Here is a 26639-nt window from a genome sequence, read left to right on the forward strand (position 1 = left end):
TCTTTTGTAATAACCTTATCAAAAATAGGAACTTTTTTCAATGATTTCAAGAGAATTAAGTTGAATTATTTTAAAAATTAACTTGACTTAACTTTTTATTCATGTATAATTATTTTAAAAATTAACTTGACTTAATTTTTTTATTCATGTATATTAATAGTAAAGGAGCAAAATCATGATTCAAATTGAACATCTCAGTGTTGCTTACCAGCAAACACTGGCCTTGGAGGATCTTTCCCTCACCATCCAGGGTCCAACCATCCTAGGAATTCTTGGACCCAATGGAGCAGGAAAATCAACCCTGATCAAGGCCATGCTAGGTCTTCTCCCTCATGCGGGAAAGGTCCAGCTCGATCAAAAAGATCTCAGCCAAGTTCTTCAACGGGTGGCCTACGTCGAACAGAAATCCGCTATTGATTTCCACTTTCCCATCACGGTGAGAGAGTGCATCTCACTGGGTCTTTATCCCCACCTTTCTATCTTCAAGAGAAAAAGCAAAGAAGATCTCCAAAAAGTGGAAAATGCCTTGAAACTTGTCAATCTTCTTGATCTAGCGGATCGCCAGATCGGCCAGCTTTCAGGAGGGCAATTCCAACGGGTGCTGATCGCCCGCTGCTTGGTCCAAGAAGCGGATGTCATTTTTTTGGATGAGCCCTTCGCAGGGATTGACTCTGTCAGCGAAGACATCATCATGCAGACCCTCCAGACCTTGAAACAAGAAGGCAAGACCATTCTGATCGTCCATCACGACCTCAGCAAGGTCCCAGCTTATTTCGACCAGGTCCTCCTCCTTCATCGTAAACTGATTGCATTTGGGAAAACAGAGGAAACCTTTACCAAAGAAAATCTGCATGCAGCCTATGGGCATGAACTCTTTATAGGAGGTGGCGTCGGATGATTACAGAATTTATCGATGGATTACAGCAATTCCACTTCTTACAGAATGCCCTGATCACAGCCATCGCCATCGGGATTGTCGCTGGAGCCGTTGGATGCTTCATTATTTTAAGAGGCATGTCTCTCATGGGAGACGCTATCTCACACGCAGTTCTTCCTGGTGTGGCTCTCTCCTTTATCCTGGGCATCAATTTCTTTATTGGCGCTATTGTCTTTGGCCTCCTGGCGTCCGTCCTTATCACCTATATCAAGAGCAACTCCATCATCAAGAGCGACACTGCAATTGGGATTACCTTTTCTTCTTTCCTCGCCTTAGGAGTCATCCTGATTGGAGTCGCTAAAAGTTCCACCGACCTTTTCCACATCCTCTTTGGGAATATCTTGGCCGTCCAAGACCGGGATATGTGGATAACCATCGGTGTTGGTGCTGCGGTCTTGCTGGTGATTGTCCTACTCTTTCGACCCTTACTGCTCACATCTTTTGATCCTGTTCTGGCTCAATCCATGGGCGTCCGGGTCAAGGTCTATCACTACCTCCTTATGGTGCTCTTGACCTTGGTTTCTGTCACTGCTATGCAGAGTGTCGGAACCATTCTCATCGTCGCCATGCTCATTACACCCGCTGCGACGGCCTATCTCTATACCAATAGTCTCTGGTCCATGATGCTCCTTTCATCCGGATTAGGTGCTCTTGCATCCATCCTGGGACTCTTTATTGGCTATAGCTTAAACATCGCCGTCGGGTCTTGTATTGTCCTCACTTCTGCTGTCTTCTTTCTCATCAGCTTCTTTATCGCTCCTAAGCAGAGAAAGAATAAGCACGCTCTTTCATCTCATTAAAGGAGAAACACATGAAAAAAACCGCTTCTATCCTCGCCCTCTTTGTGGCGCTCTTATTTGGTCTGTTGGCCTGTAGCAAAGGCTCTTCTTCTGGAGCTTCTGGTAAATTGAAAGTGGTCACCACCAATTCAATCCTTGCAGATATAACTAAAAATATTGCTGAGGATAAGATCGATCTGCACAGTATCGTTCCTGTCGGCAAAGATCCTCACGAGTACGAACCGCTTCCAGAAGATGTCAAAAAGACTTCGCAAGCAGACCTCATCTTCTACAACGGGATCAACCTCGAAACCGGTGGCAATGCTTGGTTTACTAAATTGGTCAAAAATGCCAATAAAGTTGAAAACAAAGACTATTTCGCAGCTAGCGACGGAGTCGACGTCATCTACTTGGAAGGCCAAAACCAAGCTGGAAAAGAAGACCCTCACGCTTGGCTCAATCTCGAAAACGGGATCCTCTACGCTAAAAACATTGCCAAACAATTGATCGCAAAAGATCCCAAAAACAAGGACTTCTACGAAAAAAATCTAGCAGCCTATACTGAAAAACTTAGTAAGCTCGACCAAGAAGCCAAACAAAAATTCAACAATATCCCAGAAGAGAAGAAGATGATTGTAACCAGTGAAGGCTGCTTCAAGTACTTCTCCAAAGCCTACGGCGTCCCATCTGCCTATATCTGGGAAATCAATACGGAAGAAGAAGGGACACCTGACCAAATCAAAACGCTGGTAGAAAAGCTCCGGCAAACCAAAGTACCGGCCCTCTTTGTCGAATCCAGTGTCGATGAGCGTCCTATGAAAACTGTGTCTAAGGATACCAATATCCCGATCTATGCAAAGATCTTCACTGACTCGATTGCCAAAGAAGGAGAAAAGGGCGATAGCTACTACAGCATGATGAAGTGGAACTTAGACAAGATCGCAGAAGGATTGAGTCAGTAGACCATTCAGATTTCTAAACAAATCAGTGGCTCTTCCCCCTTCATTGATGTACAATGAAAAGAAAAAAGGAGTCTTTTTATGGCAACATTTTTAGGAAACCCTGTGACCTTTACCGGATCTCAACTTCAAGTAGGGGAAATGGCCCATGATTTTTCATTGATCACTCCAGCTCTTGAGAAGAAATCTTTAGCTGATTTTGCTGGCAAGAAAAAAGTCCTCAGCATCATCCCATCTATTGACACTGGTATCTGTTCCACTCAAACACGTCACTTCAATCAAACCTTATCGGATATGGAAGACACTGTCGTCTTGACGGTCTCTGTCGACCTTCCTTTTGCTCAAGGTAAATGGTGCGCTGCTGAAGGGCTCGACAATGCCATCATGCTCTCAGACTACTACGACCATTCCTTCGGGAAAGCATACGGCCTCTTGATCAATGAATGGCACCTACTTGCGCGTGCTGTCTTGGTCTTAGATGCGGATAACAAGGTTACTTACGTTGAATACCTAGAAAATATCAACAGCGAACCAAATTACGACGCTGCAATCGAAGCCGTCAATGCGCTTGAATAAATGAAAAAAGAGGTCTGCGACCTCTTTTCCATTGCTATAAAATCCGATGAAGTCCATTCTGTAGGAGGACGCGCCAGCGTAAGCGAGGGATGCCTCTGAGGAAACTCCGCACGCGCTGTGCCACTTGTTGCTTGTAGCTCTTGCCTTCTTGTGCAAAGACCCCTTTTCGACTCCAGTAGCCTTCGACACTGCGATCATTTTTAGGGGCTAGATAGCGAACACCTTGACGATAAAGGACCTGCTTCCGAAAGGCTGGGTCCCAAGCTTTGACGGGGTCAATATCTAAGTCCTTATGGGTCCGTCCCCTAGCCAGCCCGTAGTTAAAACTAGCCCCATTGACAATGCCATTTTCAGAAACTTCTACTGGATCGACTTCATTGAGAAAACGCCCGGCTTGATCGAGAATATACTCCGTATGAAAATTTAACAAGACCTTGAAATTGACTTGTTGGGAGGCCCCTGATGGATAATGAAGGTGACCATCTGGCCCTAGGGAGACCTTATTGTGAAGGCGGGCAGCCGCATAAGCATCCACCGTGACCGCTCTAGCCTTTTGTATGTAAGCTTGTAAGGCCTCCTCGTCAGTCTGTCCAGCTCTGGACTCATGCGTCCGAATCCACTGGGCTTGGTAACTTGAAAGTAGGTAGCGTAACTGGTGAACCTGGCGTTTCAAGAGCTGATCTCCCGACTGATCTGCTAAGGGATCCTTTTCAAAGGCGATTTGCACGACGTGTGAAAAAGCCTTCCAAAAGTCGGAACCTGGCGGACAATCTGGAGCCATCCTACTCAGAAGAAAGGCTGTTTCTTCACAAGTTCCGGACAGGTCACTTGGCATAAGAAGAATTTTCATGACTCCCCTCAGCAAGTCTTGGGCAGCCGTTTCCGTTAGATCTTTGATCTCTTGAAACCACATATTTTGAAACAGAGGACTGGCAAAGAAAAAGACAGACTGGTATTGTTCTTGGTAGGCTTGTGGATCTTTCAATCCCTGCAAGTGCTTCTCTAGATAGGCTAAACTACTCTCTCTCCAGCCTAATCTCACTAATTCCCGTCTGTTCATAGTGCCGTCCTTTCTATGCTTCTATACTACCATCTTTTGGAGCTTGAGACAATTCTCATTACTCCACTAGCGTTTTTGAAGAGATTTTTGATATACTAGAAGTGAGCGAAGAAAAGAGGAAAGCATGACACCAAACAAAGAAGATTACCTCAAGTGCATTTATGAAATTGGCACAGAAGTAGAAAAAATTAGCAACAAGGAAATCGCGAGTCGCATGCAGGTCTCTCCACCCGCTGTGACCGAGATGATTAAGCGCATGATCTCAGAGGGTCTCTTGGTGAAGGACAAGTCTCGTGGGTATTTGCTAACGGATCTAGGATCGCAGTTGGTCTCTGATCTCTACCGCAAGCACCGCTTGATCGAAGTATTTCTTCTGGAAAAACTTGACTATACAACTGAAGAAGTCCATGAAGAGGCAGAAGTTCTCGAGCATACCGTTTCTGAACATTTCATTGACCAGCTGGATCACATGCTTGGAACTCCTAAGACCTGCCCTCACGGTGGGACAATTCCAAAGAAAGGCGAAAGGCTTGTCGAAGCCTACCAAGACCGTCTCAGCGAAGCGACCCAACCTGGTCTGTATATTCTGCAAAGGGTCCATGACACCTATGAATTGCTAAAATTCTTAGACCAGATCCATCTCCAGATTGGGAATACTATCGCGTTTCAACGGTATGATGACTACACAGGCCTCTATCACTTAATCATCCATGGACAAGAAATTTCTATCAACCAAGTGATCGCCCAACAACTCTATATCGAAAAACATGCAGTCTAAACCGACTGCATGTTTTCTTACTTATGGATTTTTTGTATCTAACAAAATCGTCACTGGACCATCATTGATCAATTCAATCGCCATATCGGCCCCAAAGATCCCTCGTTTGACAGGGACTTCTTTTTCTAATTGATCATTAAAGGCATCATATAACTGACTGGCCATATCTGGCTTGGCAGCCCCTGTAAAAGCAGGACGGTTGCCTTTTTTGGTATCCGCAAAGAGGGTAAATTGAGAGATCGACAAGATTTCCCCTTGGACATCTTTGACCGAAAGATTCATCTTATCTTCCTCATCTGAGAAAATACGCATCTGCGATACCTTGCGGACCGCATAATCCAAATCCTTCTGGTCATCCTCAGGCCCCACTCCCACTAGGAGCAACAAGCCTTGCTGGATCGCATTGTAGACTTGACCATCAATGGAAACCGAGGCACTCTTAACCCGTTGAATCACTAATTTCATTTGATTATCCTATTTTATAAATCTATTTGGCATTCACTACTAACCTTCAAAGAACATCAACTTCAGACAAGGCAGTGAGACGCAGGCAGACTATCCGAAAACCAAAGGCTGTTCAGTTGCTTTTAGGGCAAGGCAGCGAGACGAAGACAGTACTGAAGTACGGCGAGGCGAGCTAGCGAAGCCATAAAAGATAACTGAGCAGCCGTTTAGCCGTTAGTACGCTTAACAGAGTATACCTCCGGCACACTCTTAATCTTATCCACAACCGTTGTCAACATCGATAGGTTCGGAATCCCAAAGGAAATGTGGATATTGGCAAATTTCATGTCTTTGGTTGGTTGGGCATTGACAGTTGAGATCATCTTAGCTGTATTGGAGAGGACTTGGAGTACATCGTTAAGAAGTCCGGCACGGTTGAGTCCGTAAATATCGATGTGGGCGATATAGTCTTTGGTCGTGTTGTTATCTTCCCATTCTACATCAATCAAGCGTTGCTCGTAGTTGTCTTGAGCGCGAAGATTCATACAGTCTCTGCGGTGAATCGCAACACCGCGCCCTTTGGTAATGTAGCCGACGATTTCATCACCTGGAACTGGGTTACAGCACTTTGCAATCCGAATCAAGAGGCCAGAAGCGCCTTGGATAACCACGCCACCTTCATGACGGACCTTCAAGGTATCTTTTTTATTTTCAACCTTGACCTCGCCACCTTTGACCAGCTCTTCAGCTTCCGCACGCGCCTTAGCCCGCTCTTCTTCTCGGCGTTCATCCTCCGTCAAGCGGTTAAAGATGGTAATAGCCCCAATCTCTCCAAAACCAATCGCCGCAAACAAGGCTTCTTCTGTCTTATAGCTTGATTTTTGTAGCACTTTGTCCATGTGCTTTTTATCCATGAACTTATTGGCTACCAAGTCATGCTCGTGGAATTGGGCCATCAAGAGGTCACGGCCACGGTTAATAGACAATTCCTTGTCTTGATTTTTAAAGAATTGACGGATCTTGTTGCGCGCCTTGCTAGTTTTAACAAGGGTCAACCAGTCACGACTCGGACCAAAGGAATTGGCATTGGTGATAATCTCCACCTGATCTCCCGTCCGAAGTTTGGTATTGAGGGGCACCATCCGGCCGTTGACCTTGGCACCAATCGCTTTTTCCCCAACCTTGGTGTGGATCTCATAGGCAAAATCGATCGGTCCGGAATCTTTGGGAAGCGAGCGCACGGTTCCGTCTGGAGTGAAGACGTAAATCTCTTCTGCCAGGATGTCTTCTTTTACATTTTCAACAAATTCTTTAGCATCGCCTGACTGGTCCTGGAGTTCCATCATCTCCTTGATCCAGTTCATCCCAATAGCCGATTCCTTGCTGTTGACTTGACCCTTGATTCCTTTTTTATAGGCCCAGTGAGCCGCAACCCCGTATTCGGCAACCTCGTGCATTTCCTTGGTTCGGATCTGGAATTCAATCGGTCCCTTAGGGCCGTATACAGTCGTATGGATAGACTGATAGCCATTGGCCTTCCGGTTGGCAATATAGTCCTTAAAACGCCCCGGCATTGGCTTCCAGAGCTCATGGATGTAGCCTAGCATAGCATAAACATCACTTGGAGTATCTAGGATGCAGCGGATGGCGATCAAATCATAGATTTCATCAAAGCGTTTCTTTTTATCCTGCATTTTGCGATAGATCGAATAGATATGCTTTGGTCGACCATAAATTTTCCCATGCAAATGACGTTCCCCAGCATAGGTCTCGATCTTGTGGACAACCTCTTCGACCAACTCTTCTCGCTCGCGACGTTTCTCCTTCATCATATGGGAAATCTTGTAGAATTCGACTTCATTGAGATAACGGAAGGATAGATCTTCCAATTCCCACTTGACGCTGGAAATCCCGAGACGATGGGCTAGTGGTGCATAGATCTCCATGGTCTCACGCGAAATGCGTTCTTGCTTATCCTTGCGCAAATGCTTCAGAGTACGCATATTATGCAAGCGGTCTGCCAATTTGACCAAAATGACACGAATATCTTGAGACATGGCCATGAGCATCTTGCGATGGTTTTCCGCCAACTGCTCTTCATGGGACTTGTACTTGACCTTCCCGAGCTTGGTCACCCCATCGACAATCACGCGCACATCATGACCAAATTCGCGCTCTAAATCATCTAAAGTCGCATCCGTATCTTCCACGACATCATGCAAAAAGCCGCAGGCGACCGTCACAGCATCCAGTTTCAGCTTGGCAAGGATTCCTGCCACTTGAATCGGGTGAATGATATAAGGCTCGCCAGACTGACGGAATTGGCCACTATGACAATCAACTGCATAGACCAAAGCCTTTTGCACAAAAGCAACATCCTCAGGTGATAAATATTTTTTTGTAAGGGCAACGACTTGGTCCCCTGTTAAATTCTCTTCTTTCGGCATGTAGTTTCTCCAGTTTCTTGGATACTATTTTAACACTTTTAGAAGCAGATGGGAACCAATGAAGCTACTTTAATATACGGATACTACTTTGTCTTACAAAACTCTTGCAAAGCGTTTAACTCCAATTTTTTTCTTCCAACCCCTTCTTTAACAGAGTTTGAAAATTTTCCAGCCAAATCCGAATCAATAGTTCCAATAACCTGATCTAGAGAACTTTCAAGTTCTGTTATACTAGATGAAATTCTTTTTTTAATGCTTTTTTGGTCAACAGTTGCCTTTGTTAAGGCTATTTCCCCCATAAATTTAACACTAAGAAGAGCTGCCATGAAACGCTTATCTTCGTATGTTAAATCATTTGTAAGATCAATTTTCGACATACATCTCCTTTCGTAATTTTGCAATCTCATTCGCATATTTTTCAGAGGCTACCTGTAATTCTTTTTGTTTTAACTGATGCGCTTCCTCAATATGAGCTAGTTCGTGATAGTGCTCTGCATTCAATTCTTCATAAACATCTGATAATTCCCGATAATAATCCGATAAAATTTCCGTATTACCCATCGTCTTAGAGAAATATCCTACTTCCTCTTCCATCATTTCAATGCTTTGTTTTGTAAAACAATACTGATCATGGATATGATTCATTCTTTTCTCTAGTTCTTTCATCTCCATTTTTAATTCTTCTTCAGTACCATTCCATTTTTCTTCTACTTCTCTAATCGCATTAATGTATTCAATCTCTTTGTTACCCATTCTTTACCATTGCAATTGAAATTGGCTTGCTAGAGAAACATCCGTGCCTATTACAGTTGCAATTCCTTTCGCCATGTCTGTTGATAGACTAAAAATACTTTCTTTTATTTTTAGAGTATCTTTTTTAATTTTTTCTAATTCTGTGATGCGATTCGTCTCAATCGTTTCTTTTGTTGCACCAATTTGAGCAAGTGCGCTTATAATATCACTTTCTGTGCAACGGGTCCCTAATACAGTTGAACGGCAAGAAATTAATAACGTCTCCCAGGTTCCTTTTATATCCGCAATACGGAAATCACAGACAGCTAAAATATAATCAGAGGCAATGAGAGTAAACTCCTTCAGCGACTCCACTATTCCCATTGCCTGAGTCGTATCCATGAAAATAAGGTCACTTCCAGAAAGTCCGCTCTTTTTCCAAGTCTCCAATGCTTGTTTCTTTAACTGCAGTTGTTCTTTTGTCTGCTTTATTCGAGCTAACCGATAGTCATCTAAACCCTCTTCTTTGACGTTCAAGTAGCCAGACTTGTAGTCGTAACCACCCCACATATGTTGTTTTCCTAAATTGCCTGCATCCTTACTGTCAATTCGAACAAGTGTTCCAACAACTCCTTCATTCCCCTCTTCAGAATGTTCCCATGTGACCAAGTCACGCTTGTCTATAAAATTAAAAATTTTATATTTAATCTTATCGACCTGTTTCTTTTCTGCATCACTTAACTGTGGATAAAGGTTAGGCGCTTCATATATATAAGCCTCATCCACTCTGTTTAAATACTTATCTTCCAAAGATCCAAGTGAAGCTTGGAGATTTAAGCCCCCTAAAGAATGGGCATAAAATTTGAAACGCGCATTCGGATATCTATCCATTGCTGCTTTTACTTCTTTCGAAGCCGCATCAAGCTGGGAAATTTTCCCGGTTTTTATCCCAAGTCTCTTGGCCATTGATATTTGTAATGCAGTTGGAGCATCGGTGAGCACCCAATCATCTACAGCCCCCATGAAATTTTTATCAAATTTAGCTTCCGATCCCTCAAACAAAATTGTTACTTCATGCACATCTTCTGGTCTGGTTTCATGAGTGATTTTTTTATCTGTCACAATATATCCATTTAAACCAGATAGAGCTCCTTGAAACCGTGCTTTCAAGTCTTCGAGAGAGGAAACCATATCCTCTTCTGGTGCCTGGCCAAAAACTTCAGAAACATAGCCTATTGTTTTTTTCTTATTATCTGTATCAATTTTTACTTTATTTCCAACTTTGTATTTCGTATATTCCTGCCATGCAATATCATTCTTTTGTTCATCATTAAATACCATTTTTAATCTCCTATTAGATTCTGTAGTTCTGTAGACTCAGACATCCCTACAGATCTAATCGGGCCATCTTCACTACTCTTCCTCAATCCCATACTTCCAGTTATCTCTTTATTTCCATTTATAGTCACTTCAAACATTATCCCCCCCATTGGATTGTGTTCGATCGTTTCATCATTAATTTCATACGATTGGATCTTACCTTTTGGCGTCAAGGCATCTGGATCTGTTGCCTTTAGTTCTTCTTCTATCAACTTTTCCACTTCCTTACTATGCACGATCTGAACCATTTCATGTTGAAAATCAAGATGGTTCTTTACAAGTAGACCTCCCCATAGCAACACTCCTAATAGCAACACTCCAAATATATAACGACCGATTTTTCTTTTTGGTTTCATTTTCATCCTCCATAAATTCCTGTAGTATCACTTTACACTATTTAGTTTTCAAATTTATTACTCTTACTTTAATAATTCGTAAAAATTTTTGAAAATAGAAGATTTTTGTAAAAAAAAATAACGAAGCGATTTCTTCACTTCGTTAGTTCATTAATTCTGTAACAACACTCACGGCGCTGAGGGCATAGAGTGGTGCGGTTTCTGCACGGAGAATGCGAGGTCCAAGGCCTGCAAGGACTGCTCCTTTGGCTATAAGACTTTCAATTTCTACAGGGGAGAGGCCACCCTCTGGTCCAAAGATAAAGAGCAATTTTGCCCCTTTTTCAAGACCCGAGACTGTTTGGATAAGCGCAGCGGCTTCTCCTTCTTTGGCTGACTCTTCATAAGCCACTACGATAGAGTCAAACTGGTCCAGTTGGGCTAGAAAGTCTGCCTTTTTCTCAAAAAGGGTAATGCTTGGGACCAAATTCCGCTTGCTTTGCTCGGCTGCTCCAAGGGCGATTTTTTCTAGTTTCTCGACCTTTTTACCCAATTTCTTGCCGTCCCACTTGGCAACGGACCAGTCTGCAGGGAAGGCCCAGATCTGGCTAGCACCGAGTTCGGTTACTTTCTGAGTGATGAACTCGAGCTTGTCTCCCTTGGGAAAGCCTGATGCGATGGTCACTTGGACTGGCAGTTCCACATTGTCAACTAATTCTTCGATTAGCTCCAACTGACGGGCTTCTACATTGACCACGCGCGCCAAACGCTTGATCCCATCATCAAAAACTAAAGTCACCTCATCATCCTCTTTCAAGCGCATAACCTGAAACATGTGCTTGCTGGTTTCCTTGTCCTCAATGGCGACAGGTGAGCTAGCCAAACCTTTTACAAAATACTGCTGCATGCTAGCCTCCAATCACACCGGAGACATCCTTGGTCTTCTTGAAGACGCAGGCATTCCATTCCCCTTGGATCATGTGGGTTTCAAGGAAAAATCCAGCCGACTCAGCTGATTCACGCACCATGTCCCATTTGTCTTTGATAATGCCACTCATGATCAGGTAACCTTCGTCCTTGACCAAGCGATAAGCGTCATCCGTCAGATGAATGAGGATATCCGCCAAAATATTGGCCACGATAACATCTGCTTCAATCTCCACACCCTTAAGCAAATCACCTGGGGCAACATGGATGTTTTCCATGCCCGGGTTGAGTTCAATATTTTCCTGAGCGACACGAACCGCTACGTCATCCAAGTCATAAGCAAAGATTTCCTTGGCACCTAGGAGTGAGCTAGCAATGGAAAGGACACCGGATCCAGTCCCTACATCTAATAACGTTTCCCCACCACGAAGAACCTGCTCCAATGCAAAGAGACTCATCTTGGTTGTTGGGTGGGTTCCTGTCCCAAAGGCCATACCAGGATCCAGCTTGATAATCTTTTCTCCCGCCGTTGCCTCATAGTCTGTCCATGACGGCACGATGGTCAAGTCATGAGTGATACGAGCTGGTTCATAGTATTTCTTCCAGTTATCTGCCCAGTCTTCCTCAGCCAAGGCAGTCGTCCCCATCTTGACCTCTCCTAGATCCATAAAATCCGTCAATTCTGCTAAGCGAGCCTGCAAGTCCGCTTCAACCGCTGCTACATCAACCGTTTCCGGGTAGTAGGCCGTCACCACGATTTCCTCCTGCTGCTCGACATCAGGAAAAATCTCACCAAAGCGGTCGACATTTCCCACATAATCCATGCTGTCTTCGATTGCTACCCCTTGGGCGCCTAACTCGATCAAGAGGTTGGAGACTAGTTCCTCACCCTCACGCTTCACTGTAACTTTTAACTCTTGCCATGTTTCCATTTGATTCTCCTTAACAATCCATTGTTTCTTCTAATTCTTTTAAAGTCTTACCGTCCTTATTTTTCCAATCCGTTCGACCATTCGTATTCATGCCTAGTACAAAAGCGGCTGCGTAAGATGGACTGGAGAACAGTTGTTTTTCTTGTAAAACACCATCTTTAATCACATTTGATTTGATTAATTCCTTACGCAATTCTTTTAGACTTGCTGGTATTGCGGGTGAATCAACCTCATCCACTTGACTGCCTTCTAAAACAACAAAACCTTCCGAAGTCTGTTCGCAGATAGCTTCAATCATTCGATTTGATTTCTTTGTTTTTCGCTTCAAATAGAGATGAGTTGAATTTTCATTAGAAACATTCTGATCTGTTTTCTTGGTCATAGGAACAAACACTCGGTACCCTAAGGTTCCTACAATCATCAAAGTATTTTCTACAACCTCATCCAACTCAGACTGCTTTTCTTCTGTTACATTCCCAGAATTGGGCTCATTCCCATTTTTGACAATAAAGCGCCCCGCGTCCTTTGCTAGTTGTGTAAATTTATTTTCCAAGTAACTAATTTCTGTGGGACCAAAGGAAATATTCTGCGTCGTCAAAATAATCACATCATTAAAATAATCTGCATGGTTATCACGAGTATGTTCCTGAACACGTAAAAGGACACCTTCACCATTTTTGCGATTCGTCGCCTGCCCGATGTAGGTAACATCCTTTTGCTTATCCTCATTACGACCAAATAGGAAATAAATCCCACTTTGTTTCATTTCGTCACGAGATTTCAAATCAGCCAATTGAATTCGAGGAATTTTATAAATCACCCCTGTCCAATTTGACAAGGTACATTTAATTATCCCAGTAACTTCTCCATCCATGAGAAACATGTTGATATTTTTACTACGCTTCATCCTAATTTCTTCTCCACATATTCTCTCACTCGTTCTTGCAATTGAGGCACAACCCGATCTGAAATTAAAAACTCTTCAAAGCTCACTAACTTATAGCCCTGTCCCTCGTCTCCAAAGTCAATGCGATCAAAATCTTCTTGGGCTAGATTGCCAACTAGAAAAACGAACTGTTTCTTCTCATCCAAGATGCCAGGATAGATCCCAGACCAGATGACGTCATCTTTAGACAGTTGGATGTTCAGTTCCTCATAAACCTCACGCGCCACACACTCAAAAGGTGTCTCATTTCCTTCCCGACCACCACCTGGCAAGTCCCACATATTAGGATAGGGAATCGTTTCTTTATCATCGCGCAAGATGGTTAGAATCTTATCCCCACAAAACAAAGCAATCTTACAGCCTGTAAAATCAGAAATTTCTATTTCCATATCAGACTCCTTCGGTTAATTTTCTTTCCAGTTCTATTAACCAGTTTTAATAATAGCGTATACTGCCCCATAACATTCTACTGTTATTCTTTTTTTGTTTGGCAAGCTGAATAGCCTTTTAGTTTAGAGCAAATTTTCATTTGACTAAAATTTTTTAGTATTGAGGTTGCTATATATTGTGAAGAAGGTGGAACACTTCTCTTGCAATTTCCTAAACTTACTATTCAGATTAATTGTTTGTCTAGCCCATTTTTTTATCTATTGATTCTACTATTTTTCATTTCATAGAGCCAACTTTTTATTTCTTTTTTACACACTTCAAAAATCTTATCTTTAAGTTCTTTATTATCTTTTTCAAAACAAGCTTCCCATAACTCATCGTCTTTTATTTCATGAATTGGAATATCTTGGTTCTCTAATTCTTTTTTAAACTCTGTTAGATAATACGGTTTGTGAGAATGTAAACCAATATAACCCAGATATGGATATAATATAGTTTCATCAAAATCATTTACCGTTACAATAATTCCATTTTGTAGTGGCTGATGATTTGGATCAGCACTCTCTGAATGGTCATAAGGATAGAATAAAATGACACCAACTACATTCTCTCTCCTTACAATTTCTCGTGCATCATCAACTCCTTGAGAAGGGTCATAAAACTCCGTTGCAAAACGATAAGTTCTTCCATCAGATAAACCTTTTTTTCCTGGCTCGGATAGTTGCAATAAGATATTTTTAAACTTTTCATCATCAATACCCAATTTACTTAGATAATCTGAGAATTCTATGTCAAAGTAGTAAAATTCCTCAGTTTGAGAATCTATATGATTTATTTTTAAAAAAGCAGTCTCATCTGAAAGTATCGTTGGTTTTAAAGCTAGCTGTCGCAAAAAATTGCGAATATGGGATTCATTTTTATTAAACTCTCCCAATACTTCAGTCTGTCTAGACTGGCTTCGATCATCTTTTAGAATAAAAGAGTAATCAAAAGATTGTGTCGTTAATTGCTCTATTATTTTATGCAGAATAAACTTAATTTTTAAAGAATGCAAGTCATTATTATTAAAAAAACTATTCTCAAACTGTTCATATTCTTCTTTAGATAATTCCCCGACAAAATCCAGTAAGTCAATTAACTCCCAATAAAATTTCAATATCATCGGTCTATAAAGTTCATTTATACCTTTATAAAGAGTAGAATTCATAAACTTGTAAAGTTCAAATCCCTTGGAAAAATAAGTACTTCCCTCATATTTTCTACCATAATTTAACTCCCTATTATTCATTCTATTCACAAAATAGGAATCTAGAATAGTAATAAAATTATAACTTAGGGGTAGCCCTTTATTATTAATCCTGTGAATATAATCCAAAATACCTAAGTCAGGGACAACAATGATATTAGGTTCAGAAATATAATCTGATTTTTCCAATAAAGATATTGCAGTGGATATATCTGTAATTAGCAATGTCGAAACATTACAATCAAAAAATAACCTTTTATTTTTATCAATCATATCAATAATTGTAGCTGTGTTACATTTATCTAACTCATCTATAGAAAAAGTAATATTAAAGTATGCAGACATGTTTTTTAAAAGTCGTAGTAGCTGACGCTCTTTTAATTCCTCAGTAACAATACTTTTTAACTCCCGAGACAATTCTTCATTGTTGCTTGAAGAATTTTTCCCTCTTAATTGTAATCCCGTTTTTATTACTCCTATACCAGCACTTAAATCAATAGATGAATCGGCTGATATATCTGAAGTAGTTGATTCTAAATATCTTTTTGTATTTGTTATTTCTATATCAAAATATTGCAGTTGTTGTTGAGAAATACGCAAGATTTCCTCTAATTTTTTCAGCTCATCCGCTTTTATTTCAAAATACTCAACCTTTTGATACAGTTCGTCAATGTTTTTACGAAAAGTTGAAATATCTACTCGATTGTTTTCAAAAGAAAACCAGCTATTTTTTTGAAATCCATGTTGTTTATTTAAAATCTTAAATTGTTCCTCTACATCGCTGGTTTTATTTAATAACTTGTTACATAAATTATGAATATTTGAAGTATTTTCTTTTTCCTCAATTTTTTTCAACTTTTTATGAATTGTTGAAAATTTTTTTCTAATTTGATTTTGTTCTAACCAATTGTATTCTTTTGTCTTTTTCTCAACATTAAATTCTAGAGTTGGATAAAACCCTCTATCATCGTTAATAAAACCATCAAGATAGTCTTCAATATCCTCCATTCTTTTGGAAATAGCATTAGGAATTTGCATTAAAATTTCTCTATGAAAATCTTTATTACCACTGAAAAAAGACACATTCACTACAAGAATTTCTTTGTCATCTTTATCACCACTATACTTTCTATCAAATTCCAAAGAAATATTTTTAAGACTTGATTTTCCTGACCCTCTGTTACCACATAAGACAAAAAGCCCTTTCTCTTCTCTGTATATAGCCTGCAACTGCTCTACTATTTCTCGTTCTGTAGGCAACAATGAAAAATAGTCTCTAACATCTCGGCTATAAGCACCAATATATTTTTTTTCCGCTGTCAAGATTTACCTCTCTTTACATTACATTTACTCAAATCAAGCTTGTCTTCTTTCTAATACCTCGGGTAAGGGTAAAAGGTGCTTTCTTCTAGGCCGACTTTGCCTTCTTCAAAAACTTCTTGGTTCCAGACGATCTCAAAGCTCTCTGCTTCTTCGTCTGCTAAGAAATCCATGAGCTCATCCAAGGCCAGCTCGGCTGTATCTCGGAGGAAAGTCGCAAAATAGGCTAGAAACTCACGAGACAAGCCTTTTTTAGGCTCATAAGGAATCGCTGTTAAATAGGCATCTTCTTCCACATGAGACTTGGCTGGATTGTAGAAGATAACAGCTTCTTCAAAGAAGATATCCTCATCAGACTCTTCGCCAGCTTCATCAACTAGTGCAACCCCTCCTGTGTTTTGCGCTTCCAAGAGAAAAGCCACTTCTACCGCGTGGTTTTTCTTATCCCAATTGATCTCAAAATCAAAGGGAAAAACCTTGTCCATCTCCTCTTCTAAAACATCCAAAAATCCGTATTTAGACATAGCGTCCTCTTTCTAATTTCCCACTCTTAGAGCGGAATATGATACAATAGTTACTACAATCTTACCATAAAAAACGCCTCTTTGAAAGGAGACAAAGCTAGAAAGGAGAAGGAAATGCCCGACAATCTCGCACTCCGTATGCGACCACGAACGATCGATCAAGTCATCGGTCAACAGCACCTGGTCGGAGAAGGCAAAATCATTCGCCGCATGGTCGAAGCCAATCGTCTGTCCTCTATGATTCTCTATGGACCTCCGGGGATCGGAAAGACCAGTATTGCTTCTGCGATCGCAGGAACGACCAAGTATGCTTTTCGGACCTTTAATGCAACGGTTGACAGTAAAAAACGCCTACAAGAAATCGCAGAGGAGGCCAAATTTTCTGGTGGCTTGGTCCTGCTCTTGGACGAAATCCATCGCCTCGATAAAACCAAACAAGATTTTCTCCTGCCTTTGCTCGAAAGTGGTCTGGTCATCATGATCGGTGCAACAACTGAAAATCCCTTTTTCTCTGTCACACCCGCTATTCGTAGCCGCGTACAAATCTTTGAGCTGGAACCGTTGACGACAGAGGAGGTCAAGCAAGCTCTAAAAACGGCGCTGGATGATCCCGAGCGTGGCTTTGACTTTCCAGTCGTGCTCGATGAGGACGCTTTGGATTTCATCGCTACCTCAACCAATGGAGATCTTCGCTCTGCCTTTAATTCTCTCGATCTGGCTGTGCTGTCGACCTCTGAAAATGCAGAAGGGATCCGCCATATTACACTAGAGATCATGGAAAACAGCCTCCAGCGTAGCTACATCACCATGGACAAAGATGGAGACGGCCACTACGATGTGCTCTCTGCCCTGCAAAAATCTATCCGTGGTTCGGATGTCGATGCTAGTCTCCACTATGCCGCTCGTTTGATCGAAGCCGGAGATCTACCCAGCCTCGCTCGTCGCTTGACCGTCATCGCCTATGAGGATATCGGCCTAGCCAATCCAGATGCGCAGATTCATACCGTAACAGCCCTTCAGGCAGCTGAGCGCATCGGCTTTCCTGAGGCCCGCATTCTCATCGCCAACATCGTCATCGATCTAGCCCTTTCACCTAAATCCAACTCAGCCTACGTCGCGATGGATAAGGCGCTGGCTGACCTTAGAAGTTCTGGCAACCTTCCCATTCCTCGCCACCTCCGCGATGGCCATTATGCTGGAAGCAAGGAACTGGGAAATGCGCAAAACTATAAATACCCTCACAACTACCCTGGCAACTGGGTCAATCAGGACTACCTGCCAGATAAGCTCAAACACGCTTCCTACTTTATTCCCAATGAAAACGGCAAGTACGAGCGTGCTCTCGGAGCCACCAAGGAGAAGATTGATCAATTTAAGAAAAAGTGACATCGGTTTCAAAAAATTGAGATTTTCCCTTGAAATATTTTCAAAATGTGGTATCATATACATATAGAAACGCTGTGGTGTACGACTTCACACTTAAGTGTTGACCGACTATTTTTTGTATTATTAGGGAAACAAAAGACTTCTGGCAGTATGCAGGCCGTTTCACGCGGAAGCAGCTAAGTCAGAGCGAGTTGCCCACCTGCTTAATTGCGCGGGTTCAATACAAATCGTGAAGTTTCGGCACCAATACAGCTTTTTATATTTGCCTCCTTAGCTCAGTTGGTAGAGCAGTAGACTCTTAATCTATGGGTCACAGGTTCGAGCCCTGTAGGGGGCATCTAAATCAACAGGAAAAAGCCTTGATTTATAAGGCTTTTTTGCTTGTCTATAACTGATTTGCCCCATCATTTGCCCCACATTTTTTTATGAGCAATCTTTCCAGACATCTCTAATTTGATTAAATTCTTCAAAAATTTTCTCTTCTAAAGTGTGTCCATATACTTCTACTAACATTGAAATATCTTTATGCCCTAGAATTTTTGCAATAACTCCAAGGTCAAATCCTTTGTGCCAGAGGTAGCTTCCATAGGTATGACGTGCTCCTTTTGTCGTGATAATTGGATAAATATCTAATTCATTTAAAAGAACACTCAAAGCTTTATTGACACTTGCAATATCTGGTACCAAGTGAATATATCCATAATGCTGAAAAATCATTTTATACCTATTCTTGATTCCTAGCTCTTTATTAGCCTTCTCCTGTTCAATTTTTAGGTCTTGTAATATCTTAATACATTCTTCGTCTATCGGTACCATCCGAATAGACGTTTTGTTTTTTGGAGGGACAAATTTATGAGAAAGGGTATTAAACCTCCTATATGTTTTTAGCAGTCCTCTGTCAAAGTCAACTTCATTCCAAGTTAACGCTATTAACTCTCCAAACCTCATGCCTGTTTTTAATAGAAAATAGATGATATAAGGAACAATTGAACGTTGGTAATCAAATTTTCTCTTTACTGCTAAAAGTAAATCCAGATAGTCCTTTTCTGTATGTAAATATTTCTCTTCTGTCATCTGTTGTTCTTTGGATGAAAATAACTCGACATGTTGTGTAAAATCATCTATTAGAACTTTGTCAGCAATTGCCATTTGGATGCTCTGATGAATCCCAGTATTCAATCTACCAAGAAAATTTCTACCAACTGTCTGCCCATACTTATTCATAATTCTTTGGTATTCACTCGCACGAATTTGAGTGACTTTTTTATTTCCAAATAATCTTTCAATTGTGTTTTTACGGAGAAGATATTTTTTCTTTGTCTCTTCTGACCTACTACTCGGTAGAATTTTTAGTTCAAGCCATTCTTGATACAGATCTACAAGAGAAATATCTCTCGAAATTCTTTTCCCTAAACGAAGTTCTTGCAGAATCGGTTCAGCTTCTGACTCTGCAAGTTTTTTTGTTTTAAAACCGCTATTATGAGCAATAGTTTTTCCTTCGCTACGAATTTCATAGGTCCATAAATTACTATCTCCCCGCTTTCGATAACGAACACTTGCCATATTACGCCACCTCTGTTCCTAGAATCTCATTTACAACACTTTTTGGAACAACCATCAAACGTTTGCGATTATAAAATGTATAGCCTCGTGATACAAGTAATTCTCTTGCCTGATGAATGATATCATTCGCTGTATGAGGGCGATAGCCCATTTCAATTAATTCTTTGTTACTAATTAAATTATTATCCATAGTTATCCTCCTTAATTATTTTCTAAATTCAGAAACTCACCTACAAGTAGTTGTAATTCTGCATTTAATTTAGAGAGATTCTGTGTTAATACTTCTTTTAATTCTTCCGCAAATTGGTTCGTTTCCTCTCTCAATAGTTTGCGGACTCTTGTTTTTTTCTTTTTGATGCTGTCTGATTTTAAATTTGGAAAAGCCAATGATAACAGTTCAGGATTGTTGAGAAAGATAATTGTAAATGCTCTTTGATCCACTCGAATATGTTCTAGCTTATAAAATCCGAAATTATCAAGTCGATTCATAATATCTTGGACCATCTCCTCACCAATCGCTTTGGTTCTGAGTTGGAACTCCAGTCTCCACCAAAACGGATTTACAGCCAAATCTAGCTTCTCTTCGCGCTTGTGAGCAATGATTTCTTTATTCTTATCATATAACCTAACTTGTACATTACTACCACTAGAACCCCAATATTTCGTCTCTAATTCGCCCCCTCTACCGTAGAAGACCTTATGGGTAACACCACCTTTAATATGTTGCAAATTAACGATTTCAGGTCTGTTGAAAATGTCAAATGCCAAATCAAAACGAGACAAACGTACCGTCAATGAATTCAATCTAGCAAAGTACATTAATTGTCTCCATACTTTCATTCCATCAAATTCTTTTAAAGTATTAGGATTGAAATCAATTCGAATCAATTGTTCACCTCCATAAATGGCTAATTGGAAAAATATAATATTGATTGAATCATACTCATTAAAAACTTTAACTAAAGTAAAGACATCATCTCGTACGTTATCATGTATTTCAAATGAATCAACTCTTGTACTTATTGCCTGTTTCAGATTTTTGAAAATTCGTCTTAGGGAACCAATGTCTGTATCCCAGATAACCGTTAATCTATCAATACTGACATCTAACCGCTGTACTAATTCTCCTACATCACATCGTTCTTGAATACTTCTTAAATCTTGTATAGAAACCAACAAAATTGTCCCCCTTTCTTTTAGATTTTTTAGGTCTCAGAAACACCGTCAAATCAACGTTTGTTCGTTCCGTCGTTCTTTGGGCGTTGCCCTAAGTGTACCTTTTTGCTGGCTGTTAGAATAGCCAGCTTTTGCTTGGCTAGAAATTGTCTGGACGGCAGTCTGCAGGACTTCGCCTGACTTCCCGTCAGGCTCGTCCCTTGTCCTTGTCCACACAATTTCTAGCTCCAAGGCTTCGAATAGTCATAAGTCATAGTCTCGTCCTCAACTTCCTCCCCACTCACCAATCCTAAACTTACGAGCTATTTTTGTATTATTTATAACTTATTTATAAGTTATAAATATATTTTATAAAAAATATTTTAATTAGTCAACTAAAAACTTGATTTGTAAGTTTATAGGTGATAAAATAAGTTAAAAATAAAAATAGGAGTTTCCCATGACCTTTATTATTCAAAATTTTGGACCCAATTTGGCACGACTACGCATAGAAAAAGGAGTAAGCCAAACTCAACTAGCTGAAGATTTAGGAATCGGTAAACAGTCCATCTCTGATTACGAAAAACAAAAAAGCTATCCTACCTTTGCAAATTTGGATAAGATAGCAGAATATTTTAATGCAACTCCAACCCAACTCTTTGGAACGAGTAAAGAGATTGAGTTAGAAAAGAGTGTTCTTGAATCTAATGAATACTCTGATAAAGTAAGTGAAATCTTAAAAGCTGTTAAATACATCGAGCATTTCCTACATACTGATGGACAGTACTTAGAGGATTTACTTTACCTAACAAGAGGCAACCAACTATACACAGAAGATGGAAAAGAGTTGTATATTGATCCAACTTCTCAGAAAAGAACACTTCATACCCAATATGAACCTGGTTTTATTGAAGCAAGAGATAAATCTCCACTAGAACTCTTAATTGAAAATAAGGAGCTATTAGATTAAATAAAAAAAGCGAGTTTTAGGCTCGCTTTTTCTATTGTATAATCTTATTCTTCATTATCAATCGTCAAACACACCGCCTGTAAGCTGGTACGTGAGGTAAATGTGCTCCGAGATTTTGACAATTCGCGTCACATGAAGTTATTTAAGCATCTCCTTTTCTCTCATTACCATTTTCTGTTATAATAAATTGTACTTCTAGAATAGAAAGGTCTTAAGATGACAACTCTTGTTAAACATAAACGTGTAAATTATTCAGAACTTTTTTATGATCTAGTTTTTGTTTTTGCGATTTCAAAAGTAACTACTTTAATTCACCATCTTCATAACGGTATTTTGACTTGGAATTCTTTGCTTGATTTTTTCATGTCTGTCTTGCTTCTCATCAATGCCTGGATGATTCAAACCGTTTATACCAATCGCTATGGAAAGAACTCTATATTTAACATGGTAATCATGTTTATCAATATGGGACTTTTACTCTTTATATCCAATTTGATTAAAGATGATTGGCAACAATATTTTCATTATGTCTGTTGGGCTATTGGTACATTAACCCTTACCTTATTTTTTCAATATTTGGTTGAGTTTTTTAAAAAATCAACCGATAATGTTCATAGGGAAAGTATCAAAGGTTTTCTATGGATAACAGGTCTACGAAGTTTAGAAATCTATCTAGCAGCTCTTCTTCCTATTTACATTGGAGTCTATATCCTTTATGCTAGTATTCTGCTAACATTTATTACGCCAATTACCTCGATTAGTAAAGATGAACATTTCCAGATAGTTCTCCCCCATTTAATCGAGCGCATCTCCCTTCTTGTCATTATTACGTTTGGAGAGATGATTATGGAGCTAGTTAACTTCTTTACAATCGAGAAATTCTCGATTTATTCGGTTCTTTATTTCATTATTATGCTTTCTCTGTTCTTGTTTTATTTTGTTCAATTCGACCATGCTATTGATGAAGAATCTAATCAAAAGGGACTATTTCTAATTTACAGTCACTATCCTATTTTCATTGGACTTCTTATGATGACCGTTTCGATGAGTTTTCTTCTGAATCCTGAAACTAATCTTCTCTTTGCAACCAGCTTCTTTTATATCGGAATTGGCCTCTTCCAAGCTGCTGTCCTAGCAAATGGGCCCTATAACAAACACTATCTTCGCTATTCGAAAAGTTACTACTGTGTCCAAGCTACACTCTATCTGGCTGCCTTGATTCTCTCTTTAATCTTTGCTTCTAATCCTATAATAGTAGTAAGTATTACAACCATTTTAGCTCTAGCTATAGCTATTCATTCTATTTATTTTTATATGACACAGACTAAAAAACATTCCACACCTTACTGGGAGTTGTTTTAATGAGTTTATAACATTAAAAAAGCTTTGGGAACCAAGGCTTTTTTTTCATTAATTTGTTTTTCCATTTTATCCTCCGATTTGAACTCGCACTGACATTTATTTATAACAACACTATATATCTAGTATGGCATAATCATTAGGTATTATAGATTTTCAAACCAAATGTGAGTCATTCGTTTTTGCCCCACTTTTGCCCCATTTTGAAATATTTACATTGAAAATACCTAAAAGTATTTCCCTAAAATCAGCTATATTTCAACATTTTTGTTTATTTTCAATATGAAAAGTTCTTACAAATTCATGTAGGGGGCATTTTTTATGCACAAAAAGCCTTGAAAACCAAGGCTTTTTTGCTTGTCTTAAGAGTACTTAGCTCACTTTTTTATGAATACAAATAAGCGAGCTTCATGACAAAGCTCGCTTTTATCTAACACATCGTTATAATCTCAAAACCACCTCGGAGGTAGTTTGTTAATGAAAGTCTATATTAGGTATCATAATTCTAACAATAGCTGTTGAACAACTTCCAAAACATCCCTGAAAGAAATAGAAGTTGCATAAGGGTAATGAGACTGATAATTTTCCCAATGACGCGCCAATGTTATATCATCCTTCATCTCATCAATCATATTTTGAAAATCTACTACATCTAACGTTGTCTGACGATAGGAAAATGTTGCCTCGCAAGCTGATCGAAGCTTTTTACTATCCAATCGGCTTTTTTCCATACTATAAATTACATACACATCATAAAAATCCTTGCTTCGAGTGTTAAAGAAAGATCTTCGATAAATCGTTTCTAATTTTTCAGCCAATATTGTCTCCAAATTATAGGCCACGATCTCATAGTCAATCTCTTGAAAGAGACTATGATAACGATAGGAAACGGATTTGGGAGTAATAGGATCACCAGTCGCAATATCTAAAGGAATTGTCTGACGTATATTATCAAGCCGACATAAAATATGGATTCGATAACCACCATAAGGATCTTCATCTTTAATTTCACTTATCTTAGTAATTTCATAATGAACCAAATCATCAGTTAGGATTTCCTTTAAAGTACTTTCTAGTAGAGATTTGTCCATCTTAAATTGTTCTAAAATAAAATCCATATCAGAAGTTGTTCGACTTTCAACACCAATAATATTGGATAAAAGAAATCCTCCCTTGAATACAAAGTTATGACTATACGGACTAGATGCTATCTTTGCAAGTATCGTTTCTAGAAAATAATAAGTTAGCACAACATTGAAATCTACCTGTTTTTCGTTTGAAATTTTATGGCACAGAGCAATCAATCTATCTTTATTCATATAAGACCTCCATCAATGATTGGACGTTTTCGAGCACATGAAACTCTCGCGCATATTTGTAGAGTTTTCGTAGATCTTTTTTTGAAGATTGAATATATCTCTTTAAAGAAGTCGAAAATATTTCCACATCTATCTTTTGTCGCTCGCGAATGAGATCGCATATCGATCTCTCCAAATCATATACCCTTACTTCATTTCCGAAGGACGTTTGTAGCTTTGTCACACCGACTTCATACAATTCTTTCTGGATGAAATGCCTTTTTACCTCCTTAGGAAATCGATGAGGATTATAACCTGTATAGACCGTCACTTCTTTGTATTTAGGAATAACATCTATCAGCCCATGGAGATACAATGCTGATAGATAAGAATAAATCACTTTTTGATGTTGGAGTTGGAAAATGGCATACTCATCATACTGAGACCAATCGGTGATATAAATCCCTCTGGCAACCTTTATGAGTTGACCATTTTCCACCATTCGATTTAGGTAAGGCTTTGGGATCCCTTTTTTAACTACATCAGATGTTCTAATAATAGACTGATGATCTAGCATTTCCTGTATTTGTTTTTGAATCATTTCAGCATTCCTATTGTTGTTACTTCTGTGCTTTTATTATATCATATCACACGCACAAAAGTAACAATAACGATTATTCATAAAAAGATGCCGGACAAATAGCTCCGACATCACTTTCCAAAATCCTCTCTCCAAATATACTTGACGGTCACATCGTCCCAATTCTTTGGACTGAAGCGGCTGGAGTAGATGGAGGTCCAATTCACAGTTCACCGATCCACCACTTGTGCTTTAAAGTGGACTGGTTTATCGTCTACATTGGTGATGGTGATGTTGTAGGGCTTTCGTTCCGTCACCCCAAATACTTCCTCTACTTCCCCTTGAATCACTATTCCATCGTTTTCTAAATAGAAACTCTTACTTTTATCATTTGGTAAGTCTTTACGATCTGTTTTGTCTTTTAAAAAAATGAGCTCCGTTATTGTTTGCTTTTCAACATTATAGACTATGTGACTATCTTTCATCCCCCAACCTTTTCGACCGGACAATTTTAACTTAGCATCATCAAATTTTTTAAACTGGAGTTCCGACCTATATTCTAGCTGATCCGTATTGGGATAAACTCTCAATTGAACACTTTGACCAGGCTGGAGGGTGTAGCTTCCATAAGTAAGGATCGAATAAACAAACCAGACTGCAAATGAAGCATATAAGAATCCAATGATCTTTCGTGAACGTTTGCTTGTAAAACGACGCAAAAGCAAGACGAGAGAAATAATAAATATCAGGGGTGTTACCATTTGTCTTCCTTTCTTACCAGCATTGACCCGGTTATGATTTCTACAGCAGCTTTTCATTTCACTCCTAGCCACACTTTCCATCTAGTATACCATAACCTGAAATGATCTAATCACAAGAACCCTACCAAACATTTGACAGCTCTTCACCGAATCCGCTATGATAAGGGTACTTGAAATTCCAAGTTTTCATGCATTTGAAATGTAAGGAGTCCAAAATGAAAATCTATTATTCAAAATTTGTTGGTGTCGGTTATCTAATCTTTGCGGCGGGTGTATCCTTTCAATTTTTCTTTTCTCCCGCTCATGGATTGATCGACTTTTCTCAACTAAATCTTCCCACTGTGATTTCAACCATTCTCTTTTTCGCTGCTATCTACGCAACAATTGCAGGCATCAAAAGACTAACTAGCCACAGAGTCTCCTTTGAATTCACCTTTGAAGGTATTTATGTCTACCCTGGGCTTTTCTTCTCAAAAGAAATCTTCATTCCAAAAGAAGAATTGTTGCGAGCATCTTATGTCGAAGTGGATGTTAGCGACCCTGATCATGTCAACAGCAAGGCTTGCTATTTAGATTTTAACCTCAGAGAAGTCACCCAGTTAGAAAATATTTCTAAATCAAACATCATCATCAATACAAGCACCTTGAAATTGCGTCTCGCCCTTAGCCTCTGTCGATTTAGAGAGGAAGAAAAAGCCGAGTTAGCGACCTATCTAAAAGAAAACTACGGCATTGATTTTTTCTATTAGCATGTAATAAAAAAGCCCTCCATTAGAATTTTAGAATAGCAAGATCTTTCCAAGTATTTGACGAACGAATACCGAATAACCGTTTTATAGCAAAGAAAAAGCCTTG

Annotated in this window: 29 protein-coding genes, 1 tRNA gene and 1 other RNA gene; 11 read left to right on the forward strand and 20 right to left on the reverse strand. The window is 39.6% G+C overall.

Annotated features, from left to right (window positions below; genetic code table 11):
* Nucleotides 1-175 precede the first annotated feature (175 nt).
* The 4 genes from HMPREF1195_RS07620 (at nucleotide 176) to tpx (ending at nucleotide 3251) form a co-directional block, all read left to right on the forward strand.
* Nucleotides 176-898, forward strand: coding sequence for a metal ABC transporter ATP-binding protein (locus HMPREF1195_RS07620; protein WP_023919584.1), 723 nt, complete (start codon nucleotides 176-178; stop codon nucleotides 896-898).
* Nucleotides 895-1737: a metal ABC transporter permease gene (locus HMPREF1195_RS07625; RefSeq protein ID WP_003004302.1), complete on the forward strand. Its 843-nt coding sequence runs from the start codon at nucleotides 895-897 to the stop codon at nucleotides 1735-1737. The genes HMPREF1195_RS07620 and HMPREF1195_RS07625 overlap by 4 nt, the downstream gene beginning before the upstream one ends.
* Before the next feature lie 11 nt (nucleotides 1738-1748).
* Nucleotides 1749-2678, forward strand: a complete 930-nt coding sequence (fimA, locus tag HMPREF1195_RS07630; RefSeq protein WP_023919586.1) for a metal ABC transporter substrate-binding lipoprotein/fibrin-binding adhesin FimA — start codon at nucleotides 1749-1751, stop codon at nucleotides 2676-2678.
* Between the two features lie 78 nt (nucleotides 2679-2756).
* On the forward strand, nucleotides 2757-3251 hold the full coding sequence (gene tpx, locus HMPREF1195_RS07635) for a thiol peroxidase (RefSeq protein WP_023919588.1): 495 nt from the start codon (nucleotides 2757-2759) through the stop codon (nucleotides 3249-3251).
* Nucleotides 3252-3285: 34 nt separating this feature from the next.
* Here tpx and HMPREF1195_RS07640 read toward each other — a convergent pair whose 3' ends face one another.
* Nucleotides 3286-4311, reverse strand: a complete 1026-nt coding sequence (locus HMPREF1195_RS07640; RefSeq protein WP_023919590.1) for a DUF3114 domain-containing protein — start codon at nucleotides 4309-4311, stop codon at nucleotides 3286-3288.
* Between the two features lie 124 nt (nucleotides 4312-4435).
* On the opposite strand from HMPREF1195_RS07640, the gene HMPREF1195_RS07645 reads away from it, so the two are divergent.
* A complete protein-coding gene (locus tag HMPREF1195_RS07645) occupies nucleotides 4436-5089 on the forward strand; it encodes a metal-dependent transcriptional regulator (protein ID WP_023919592.1) in 654 nt (217 codons plus the stop codon).
* A 21-nt stretch (nucleotides 5090-5110) separates the two neighbouring features.
* Here HMPREF1195_RS07645 and dtd read toward each other — a convergent pair whose 3' ends face one another.
* The 12 genes from dtd to HMPREF1195_RS07705 form a co-directional block, all read right to left on the reverse strand.
* Nucleotides 5111-5554, reverse strand: a complete 444-nt coding sequence (gene dtd, locus HMPREF1195_RS07650) for a D-aminoacyl-tRNA deacylase (RefSeq protein WP_003004672.1) — start codon at nucleotides 5552-5554, stop codon at nucleotides 5111-5113.
* Between the two features lie 206 nt (nucleotides 5555-5760).
* On the reverse strand, nucleotides 5761-7980 hold the full coding sequence (locus HMPREF1195_RS07655) for a RelA/SpoT family protein (protein WP_023919595.1): 2220 nt from the start codon (nucleotides 7978-7980) through the stop codon (nucleotides 5761-5763).
* 83 nt (nucleotides 7981-8063) lie between these two features.
* Nucleotides 8064-8357, reverse strand: a complete 294-nt coding sequence (locus HMPREF1195_RS07660) for a hypothetical protein (protein WP_023919596.1) — start codon at nucleotides 8355-8357, stop codon at nucleotides 8064-8066.
* Nucleotides 8344-8733: a hypothetical protein gene (locus HMPREF1195_RS07665; RefSeq protein WP_023919598.1), complete on the reverse strand. Its 390-nt coding sequence runs from the start codon at nucleotides 8731-8733 to the stop codon at nucleotides 8344-8346. The genes HMPREF1195_RS07660 and HMPREF1195_RS07665 overlap by 14 nt, the downstream gene beginning before the upstream one ends.
* Before the next feature lie 3 nt (nucleotides 8734-8736).
* On the reverse strand, nucleotides 8737-10053 hold the full coding sequence (locus HMPREF1195_RS07670; protein WP_023919600.1) for a hypothetical protein: 1317 nt from the start codon (nucleotides 10051-10053) through the stop codon (nucleotides 8737-8739).
* A 2-nt stretch (nucleotides 10054-10055) separates the two neighbouring features.
* Nucleotides 10056-10448, reverse strand: coding sequence for a DUF1310 family protein (locus tag HMPREF1195_RS07675; RefSeq protein WP_021154325.1), 393 nt, complete (start codon nucleotides 10446-10448; stop codon nucleotides 10056-10058).
* Between the two features lie 142 nt (nucleotides 10449-10590).
* Nucleotides 10591-11334: a 16S rRNA (uracil(1498)-N(3))-methyltransferase gene (locus HMPREF1195_RS07680; protein WP_023919601.1), complete on the reverse strand. Its 744-nt coding sequence runs from the start codon at nucleotides 11332-11334 to the stop codon at nucleotides 10591-10593.
* A 1-nt stretch (nucleotide 11335) separates the two neighbouring features.
* Nucleotides 11336-12286, reverse strand: a complete 951-nt coding sequence (gene prmA / locus HMPREF1195_RS07685) for a 50S ribosomal protein L11 methyltransferase (RefSeq protein WP_023919603.1) — start codon at nucleotides 12284-12286, stop codon at nucleotides 11336-11338.
* Between the two features lie 10 nt (nucleotides 12287-12296).
* Nucleotides 12297-13193 (reverse strand): GIY-YIG nuclease family protein, encoded by an 897-nt coding sequence (locus HMPREF1195_RS07690; RefSeq protein ID WP_023919605.1) that lies wholly within the window; start codon nucleotides 13191-13193, stop codon nucleotides 12297-12299.
* Nucleotides 13190-13621, reverse strand: coding sequence for an NUDIX hydrolase (locus tag HMPREF1195_RS07695; RefSeq protein ID WP_023919606.1), 432 nt, complete (start codon nucleotides 13619-13621; stop codon nucleotides 13190-13192). Before HMPREF1195_RS07695 ends, HMPREF1195_RS07690 begins: the two co-directional genes overlap by 4 nt.
* A gap of 254 nt (nucleotides 13622-13875) precedes the next feature.
* The gene (locus HMPREF1195_RS07700; RefSeq protein ID WP_023919608.1) at nucleotides 13876-16191 is read right to left on the reverse strand and encodes a P-loop NTPase family protein; all 2316 of its coding nucleotides are present in this window, start codon (nucleotides 16189-16191) and stop codon (nucleotides 13876-13878) included.
* Nucleotides 16192-16241: 50 nt separating this feature from the next.
* The gene (locus tag HMPREF1195_RS07705; protein ID WP_003014200.1) at nucleotides 16242-16712 is read right to left on the reverse strand and encodes a DUF3013 family protein; all 471 of its coding nucleotides are present in this window, start codon (nucleotides 16710-16712) and stop codon (nucleotides 16242-16244) included.
* Nucleotides 16713-16826: 114 nt separating this feature from the next.
* On the opposite strand from HMPREF1195_RS07705, the gene HMPREF1195_RS07710 reads away from it, so the two are divergent.
* The 3 genes from HMPREF1195_RS07710 to HMPREF1195_RS07715 all read left to right on the forward strand — a co-directional run bounded on the left by HMPREF1195_RS07710 (nucleotide 16827) and on the right by HMPREF1195_RS07715 (nucleotide 18435).
* Complete coding sequence (locus HMPREF1195_RS07710; RefSeq protein WP_003013609.1) at nucleotides 16827-18098, forward strand: replication-associated recombination protein A; 1272 nt, start codon at nucleotides 16827-16829, stop codon at nucleotides 18096-18098.
* A 66-nt stretch (nucleotides 18099-18164) separates the two neighbouring features.
* A non-coding RNA gene (ssrS, locus tag HMPREF1195_RS10785) (6S RNA) lies at nucleotides 18165-18357 on the forward strand.
* A gap of 5 nt (nucleotides 18358-18362) precedes the next feature.
* Nucleotides 18363-18435, forward strand: a tRNA-Lys gene (locus HMPREF1195_RS07715).
* A gap of 86 nt (nucleotides 18436-18521) precedes the next feature.
* Here HMPREF1195_RS07715 and HMPREF1195_RS07720 read toward each other — a convergent pair.
* The 4 genes from HMPREF1195_RS07720 to HMPREF1195_RS11390 are packed head-to-tail and all read right to left on the reverse strand — an operon-like array spanning nucleotide 18522 to nucleotide 21068.
* A complete protein-coding gene (locus tag HMPREF1195_RS07720) occupies nucleotides 18522-19661 on the reverse strand; it encodes a site-specific integrase (RefSeq protein ID WP_023919611.1) in 1140 nt (379 codons plus the stop codon).
* A 1-nt stretch (nucleotide 19662) separates the two neighbouring features.
* Nucleotides 19663-19851: a DUF3173 domain-containing protein gene (locus tag HMPREF1195_RS07725; protein WP_000369785.1), complete on the reverse strand. Its 189-nt coding sequence runs from the start codon at nucleotides 19849-19851 to the stop codon at nucleotides 19663-19665.
* An 11-nt stretch (nucleotides 19852-19862) separates the two neighbouring features.
* Entirely contained in the window at nucleotides 19863-20840 is a 978-nt protein-coding gene (locus HMPREF1195_RS07730; protein WP_037599698.1) for a replication initiation protein, read from the reverse strand.
* A 45-nt stretch (nucleotides 20841-20885) separates the two neighbouring features.
* On the reverse strand, nucleotides 20886-21068 hold the full coding sequence (locus HMPREF1195_RS11390) for a hypothetical protein (protein ID WP_003009863.1): 183 nt from the start codon (nucleotides 21066-21068) through the stop codon (nucleotides 20886-20888).
* A 208-nt stretch (nucleotides 21069-21276) separates the two neighbouring features.
* Between HMPREF1195_RS11390 and HMPREF1195_RS07740 the strand changes: the two genes are divergently transcribed.
* Both HMPREF1195_RS07740 and HMPREF1195_RS07745 read left to right on the forward strand, forming a co-directional pair.
* On the forward strand, nucleotides 21277-21786 hold the full coding sequence (locus HMPREF1195_RS07740) for a helix-turn-helix domain-containing protein (protein ID WP_005591592.1): 510 nt from the start codon (nucleotides 21277-21279) through the stop codon (nucleotides 21784-21786).
* 216 nt (nucleotides 21787-22002) lie between these two features.
* On the forward strand, nucleotides 22003-23148 hold the full coding sequence (locus HMPREF1195_RS07745; protein ID WP_023919618.1) for a low temperature requirement protein A: 1146 nt from the start codon (nucleotides 22003-22005) through the stop codon (nucleotides 23146-23148).
* A gap of 494 nt (nucleotides 23149-23642) precedes the next feature.
* On the opposite strand, the gene HMPREF1195_RS07750 is transcribed toward HMPREF1195_RS07745, so the two are convergent.
* From HMPREF1195_RS07750 to HMPREF1195_RS07760, 3 genes are all read right to left on the reverse strand, one after another.
* On the reverse strand, nucleotides 23643-24464 hold the full coding sequence (locus tag HMPREF1195_RS07750; RefSeq protein WP_003004480.1) for a nucleotidyl transferase AbiEii/AbiGii toxin family protein: 822 nt from the start codon (nucleotides 24462-24464) through the stop codon (nucleotides 23643-23645).
* Nucleotides 24457-25044 (reverse strand): type IV toxin-antitoxin system AbiEi family antitoxin domain-containing protein, encoded by a 588-nt coding sequence (locus HMPREF1195_RS07755; RefSeq protein WP_003004721.1) that lies wholly within the window; start codon nucleotides 25042-25044, stop codon nucleotides 24457-24459. Before HMPREF1195_RS07755 ends, HMPREF1195_RS07750 begins: the two co-directional genes overlap by 8 nt.
* Nucleotides 25045-25253: 209 nt before the next feature.
* Nucleotides 25254-25784, reverse strand: a complete 531-nt coding sequence (locus tag HMPREF1195_RS07760) for a hypothetical protein (RefSeq protein WP_023919619.1) — start codon at nucleotides 25782-25784, stop codon at nucleotides 25254-25256.
* Between the two features lie 215 nt (nucleotides 25785-25999).
* Between HMPREF1195_RS07760 and HMPREF1195_RS07765 the strand changes: the two genes are divergently transcribed.
* A complete protein-coding gene (locus HMPREF1195_RS07765) occupies nucleotides 26000-26533 on the forward strand; it encodes a hypothetical protein (RefSeq protein WP_003004327.1) in 534 nt (177 codons plus the stop codon).
* The last annotated feature ends 106 nt before the right edge of the window (nucleotides 26534-26639 follow it).

It is taken from the genome of Streptococcus parasanguinis CC87K, assembly GCF_000507765.1.
GTDB classification, from domain to species: domain Bacteria; phylum Bacillota; class Bacilli; order Lactobacillales; family Streptococcaceae; genus Streptococcus; species Streptococcus parasanguinis_J.

Coding starts and splice junctions, on each gene's coding strand:
- HMPREF1195_RS07620 (WP_023919584.1), top strand. CDS start 176: ATGATTCAAATTGAACATCTCAGTGTTGCTTACCAGCAAACACTGGCC.
- HMPREF1195_RS07625 (WP_003004302.1), top strand. CDS start 895: ATGATTACAGAATTTATCGATGGATTACAGCAATTCCACTTCTTACAG.
- fimA (WP_023919586.1), top strand. CDS start 1,749: ATGAAAAAAACCGCTTCTATCCTCGCCCTCTTTGTGGCGCTCTTATTT.
- tpx (WP_023919588.1), top strand. CDS start 2,757: ATGGCAACATTTTTAGGAAACCCTGTGACCTTTACCGGATCTCAACTT.
- HMPREF1195_RS07640 (WP_023919590.1), bottom strand. CDS start 4,311: ATGAACAGACGGGAATTAGTGAGATTAGGCTGGAGAGAGAGTAGTTTA.
- HMPREF1195_RS07645 (WP_023919592.1), top strand. CDS start 4,436: ATGACACCAAACAAAGAAGATTACCTCAAGTGCATTTATGAAATTGGC.
- dtd (WP_003004672.1), bottom strand. CDS start 5,554: ATGAAATTAGTGATTCAACGGGTTAAGAGTGCCTCGGTTTCCATTGAT.
- HMPREF1195_RS07655 (WP_023919595.1), bottom strand. CDS start 7,980: ATGCCGAAAGAAGAGAATTTAACAGGGGACCAAGTCGTTGCCCTTACA.
- HMPREF1195_RS07660 (WP_023919596.1), bottom strand. CDS start 8,357: ATGTCGAAAATTGATCTTACAAATGATTTAACATACGAAGATAAGCGT.
- HMPREF1195_RS07665 (WP_023919598.1), bottom strand. CDS start 8,733: ATGGGTAACAAAGAGATTGAATACATTAATGCGATTAGAGAAGTAGAA.
- HMPREF1195_RS07670 (WP_023919600.1), bottom strand. CDS start 10,053: ATGGTATTTAATGATGAACAAAAGAATGATATTGCATGGCAGGAATAT.
- HMPREF1195_RS07675 (WP_021154325.1), bottom strand. CDS start 10,448: ATGAAACCAAAAAGAAAAATCGGTCGTTATATATTTGGAGTGTTGCTA.
- HMPREF1195_RS07680 (WP_023919601.1), bottom strand. CDS start 11,334: ATGCAGCAGTATTTTGTAAAAGGTTTGGCTAGCTCACCTGTCGCCATT.
- prmA (WP_023919603.1), bottom strand. CDS start 12,286: ATGGAAACATGGCAAGAGTTAAAAGTTACAGTGAAGCGTGAGGGTGAG.
- HMPREF1195_RS07690 (WP_023919605.1), bottom strand. CDS start 13,193: ATGAAGCGTAGTAAAAATATCAACATGTTTCTCATGGATGGAGAAGTT.
- HMPREF1195_RS07695 (WP_023919606.1), bottom strand. CDS start 13,621: ATGGAAATAGAAATTTCTGATTTTACAGGCTGTAAGATTGCTTTGTTT.
- HMPREF1195_RS07705 (WP_003014200.1), bottom strand. CDS start 16,712: ATGTCTAAATACGGATTTTTGGATGTTTTAGAAGAGGAGATGGACAAG.
- HMPREF1195_RS07710 (WP_003013609.1), top strand. CDS start 16,827: ATGCCCGACAATCTCGCACTCCGTATGCGACCACGAACGATCGATCAA.
- HMPREF1195_RS07720 (WP_023919611.1), bottom strand. CDS start 19,661: ATGGCAAGTGTTCGTTATCGAAAGCGGGGAGATAGTAATTTATGGACC.
- HMPREF1195_RS07725 (WP_000369785.1), bottom strand. CDS start 19,851: ATGGATAATAATTTAATTAGTAACAAAGAATTAATTGAAATGGGCTAT.
- HMPREF1195_RS07740 (WP_005591592.1), top strand. CDS start 21,277: ATGACCTTTATTATTCAAAATTTTGGACCCAATTTGGCACGACTACGC.
- HMPREF1195_RS07745 (WP_023919618.1), top strand. CDS start 22,003: ATGACAACTCTTGTTAAACATAAACGTGTAAATTATTCAGAACTTTTT.
- HMPREF1195_RS07750 (WP_003004480.1), bottom strand. CDS start 24,464: ATGAATAAAGATAGATTGATTGCTCTGTGCCATAAAATTTCAAACGAA.
- HMPREF1195_RS07755 (WP_003004721.1), bottom strand. CDS start 25,044: ATGATTCAAAAACAAATACAGGAAATGCTAGATCATCAGTCTATTATT.
- HMPREF1195_RS07760 (WP_023919619.1), bottom strand. CDS start 25,784: ATGGTAACACCCCTGATATTTATTATTTCTCTCGTCTTGCTTTTGCGT.
- HMPREF1195_RS07765 (WP_003004327.1), top strand. CDS start 26,000: ATGAAAATCTATTATTCAAAATTTGTTGGTGTCGGTTATCTAATCTTT.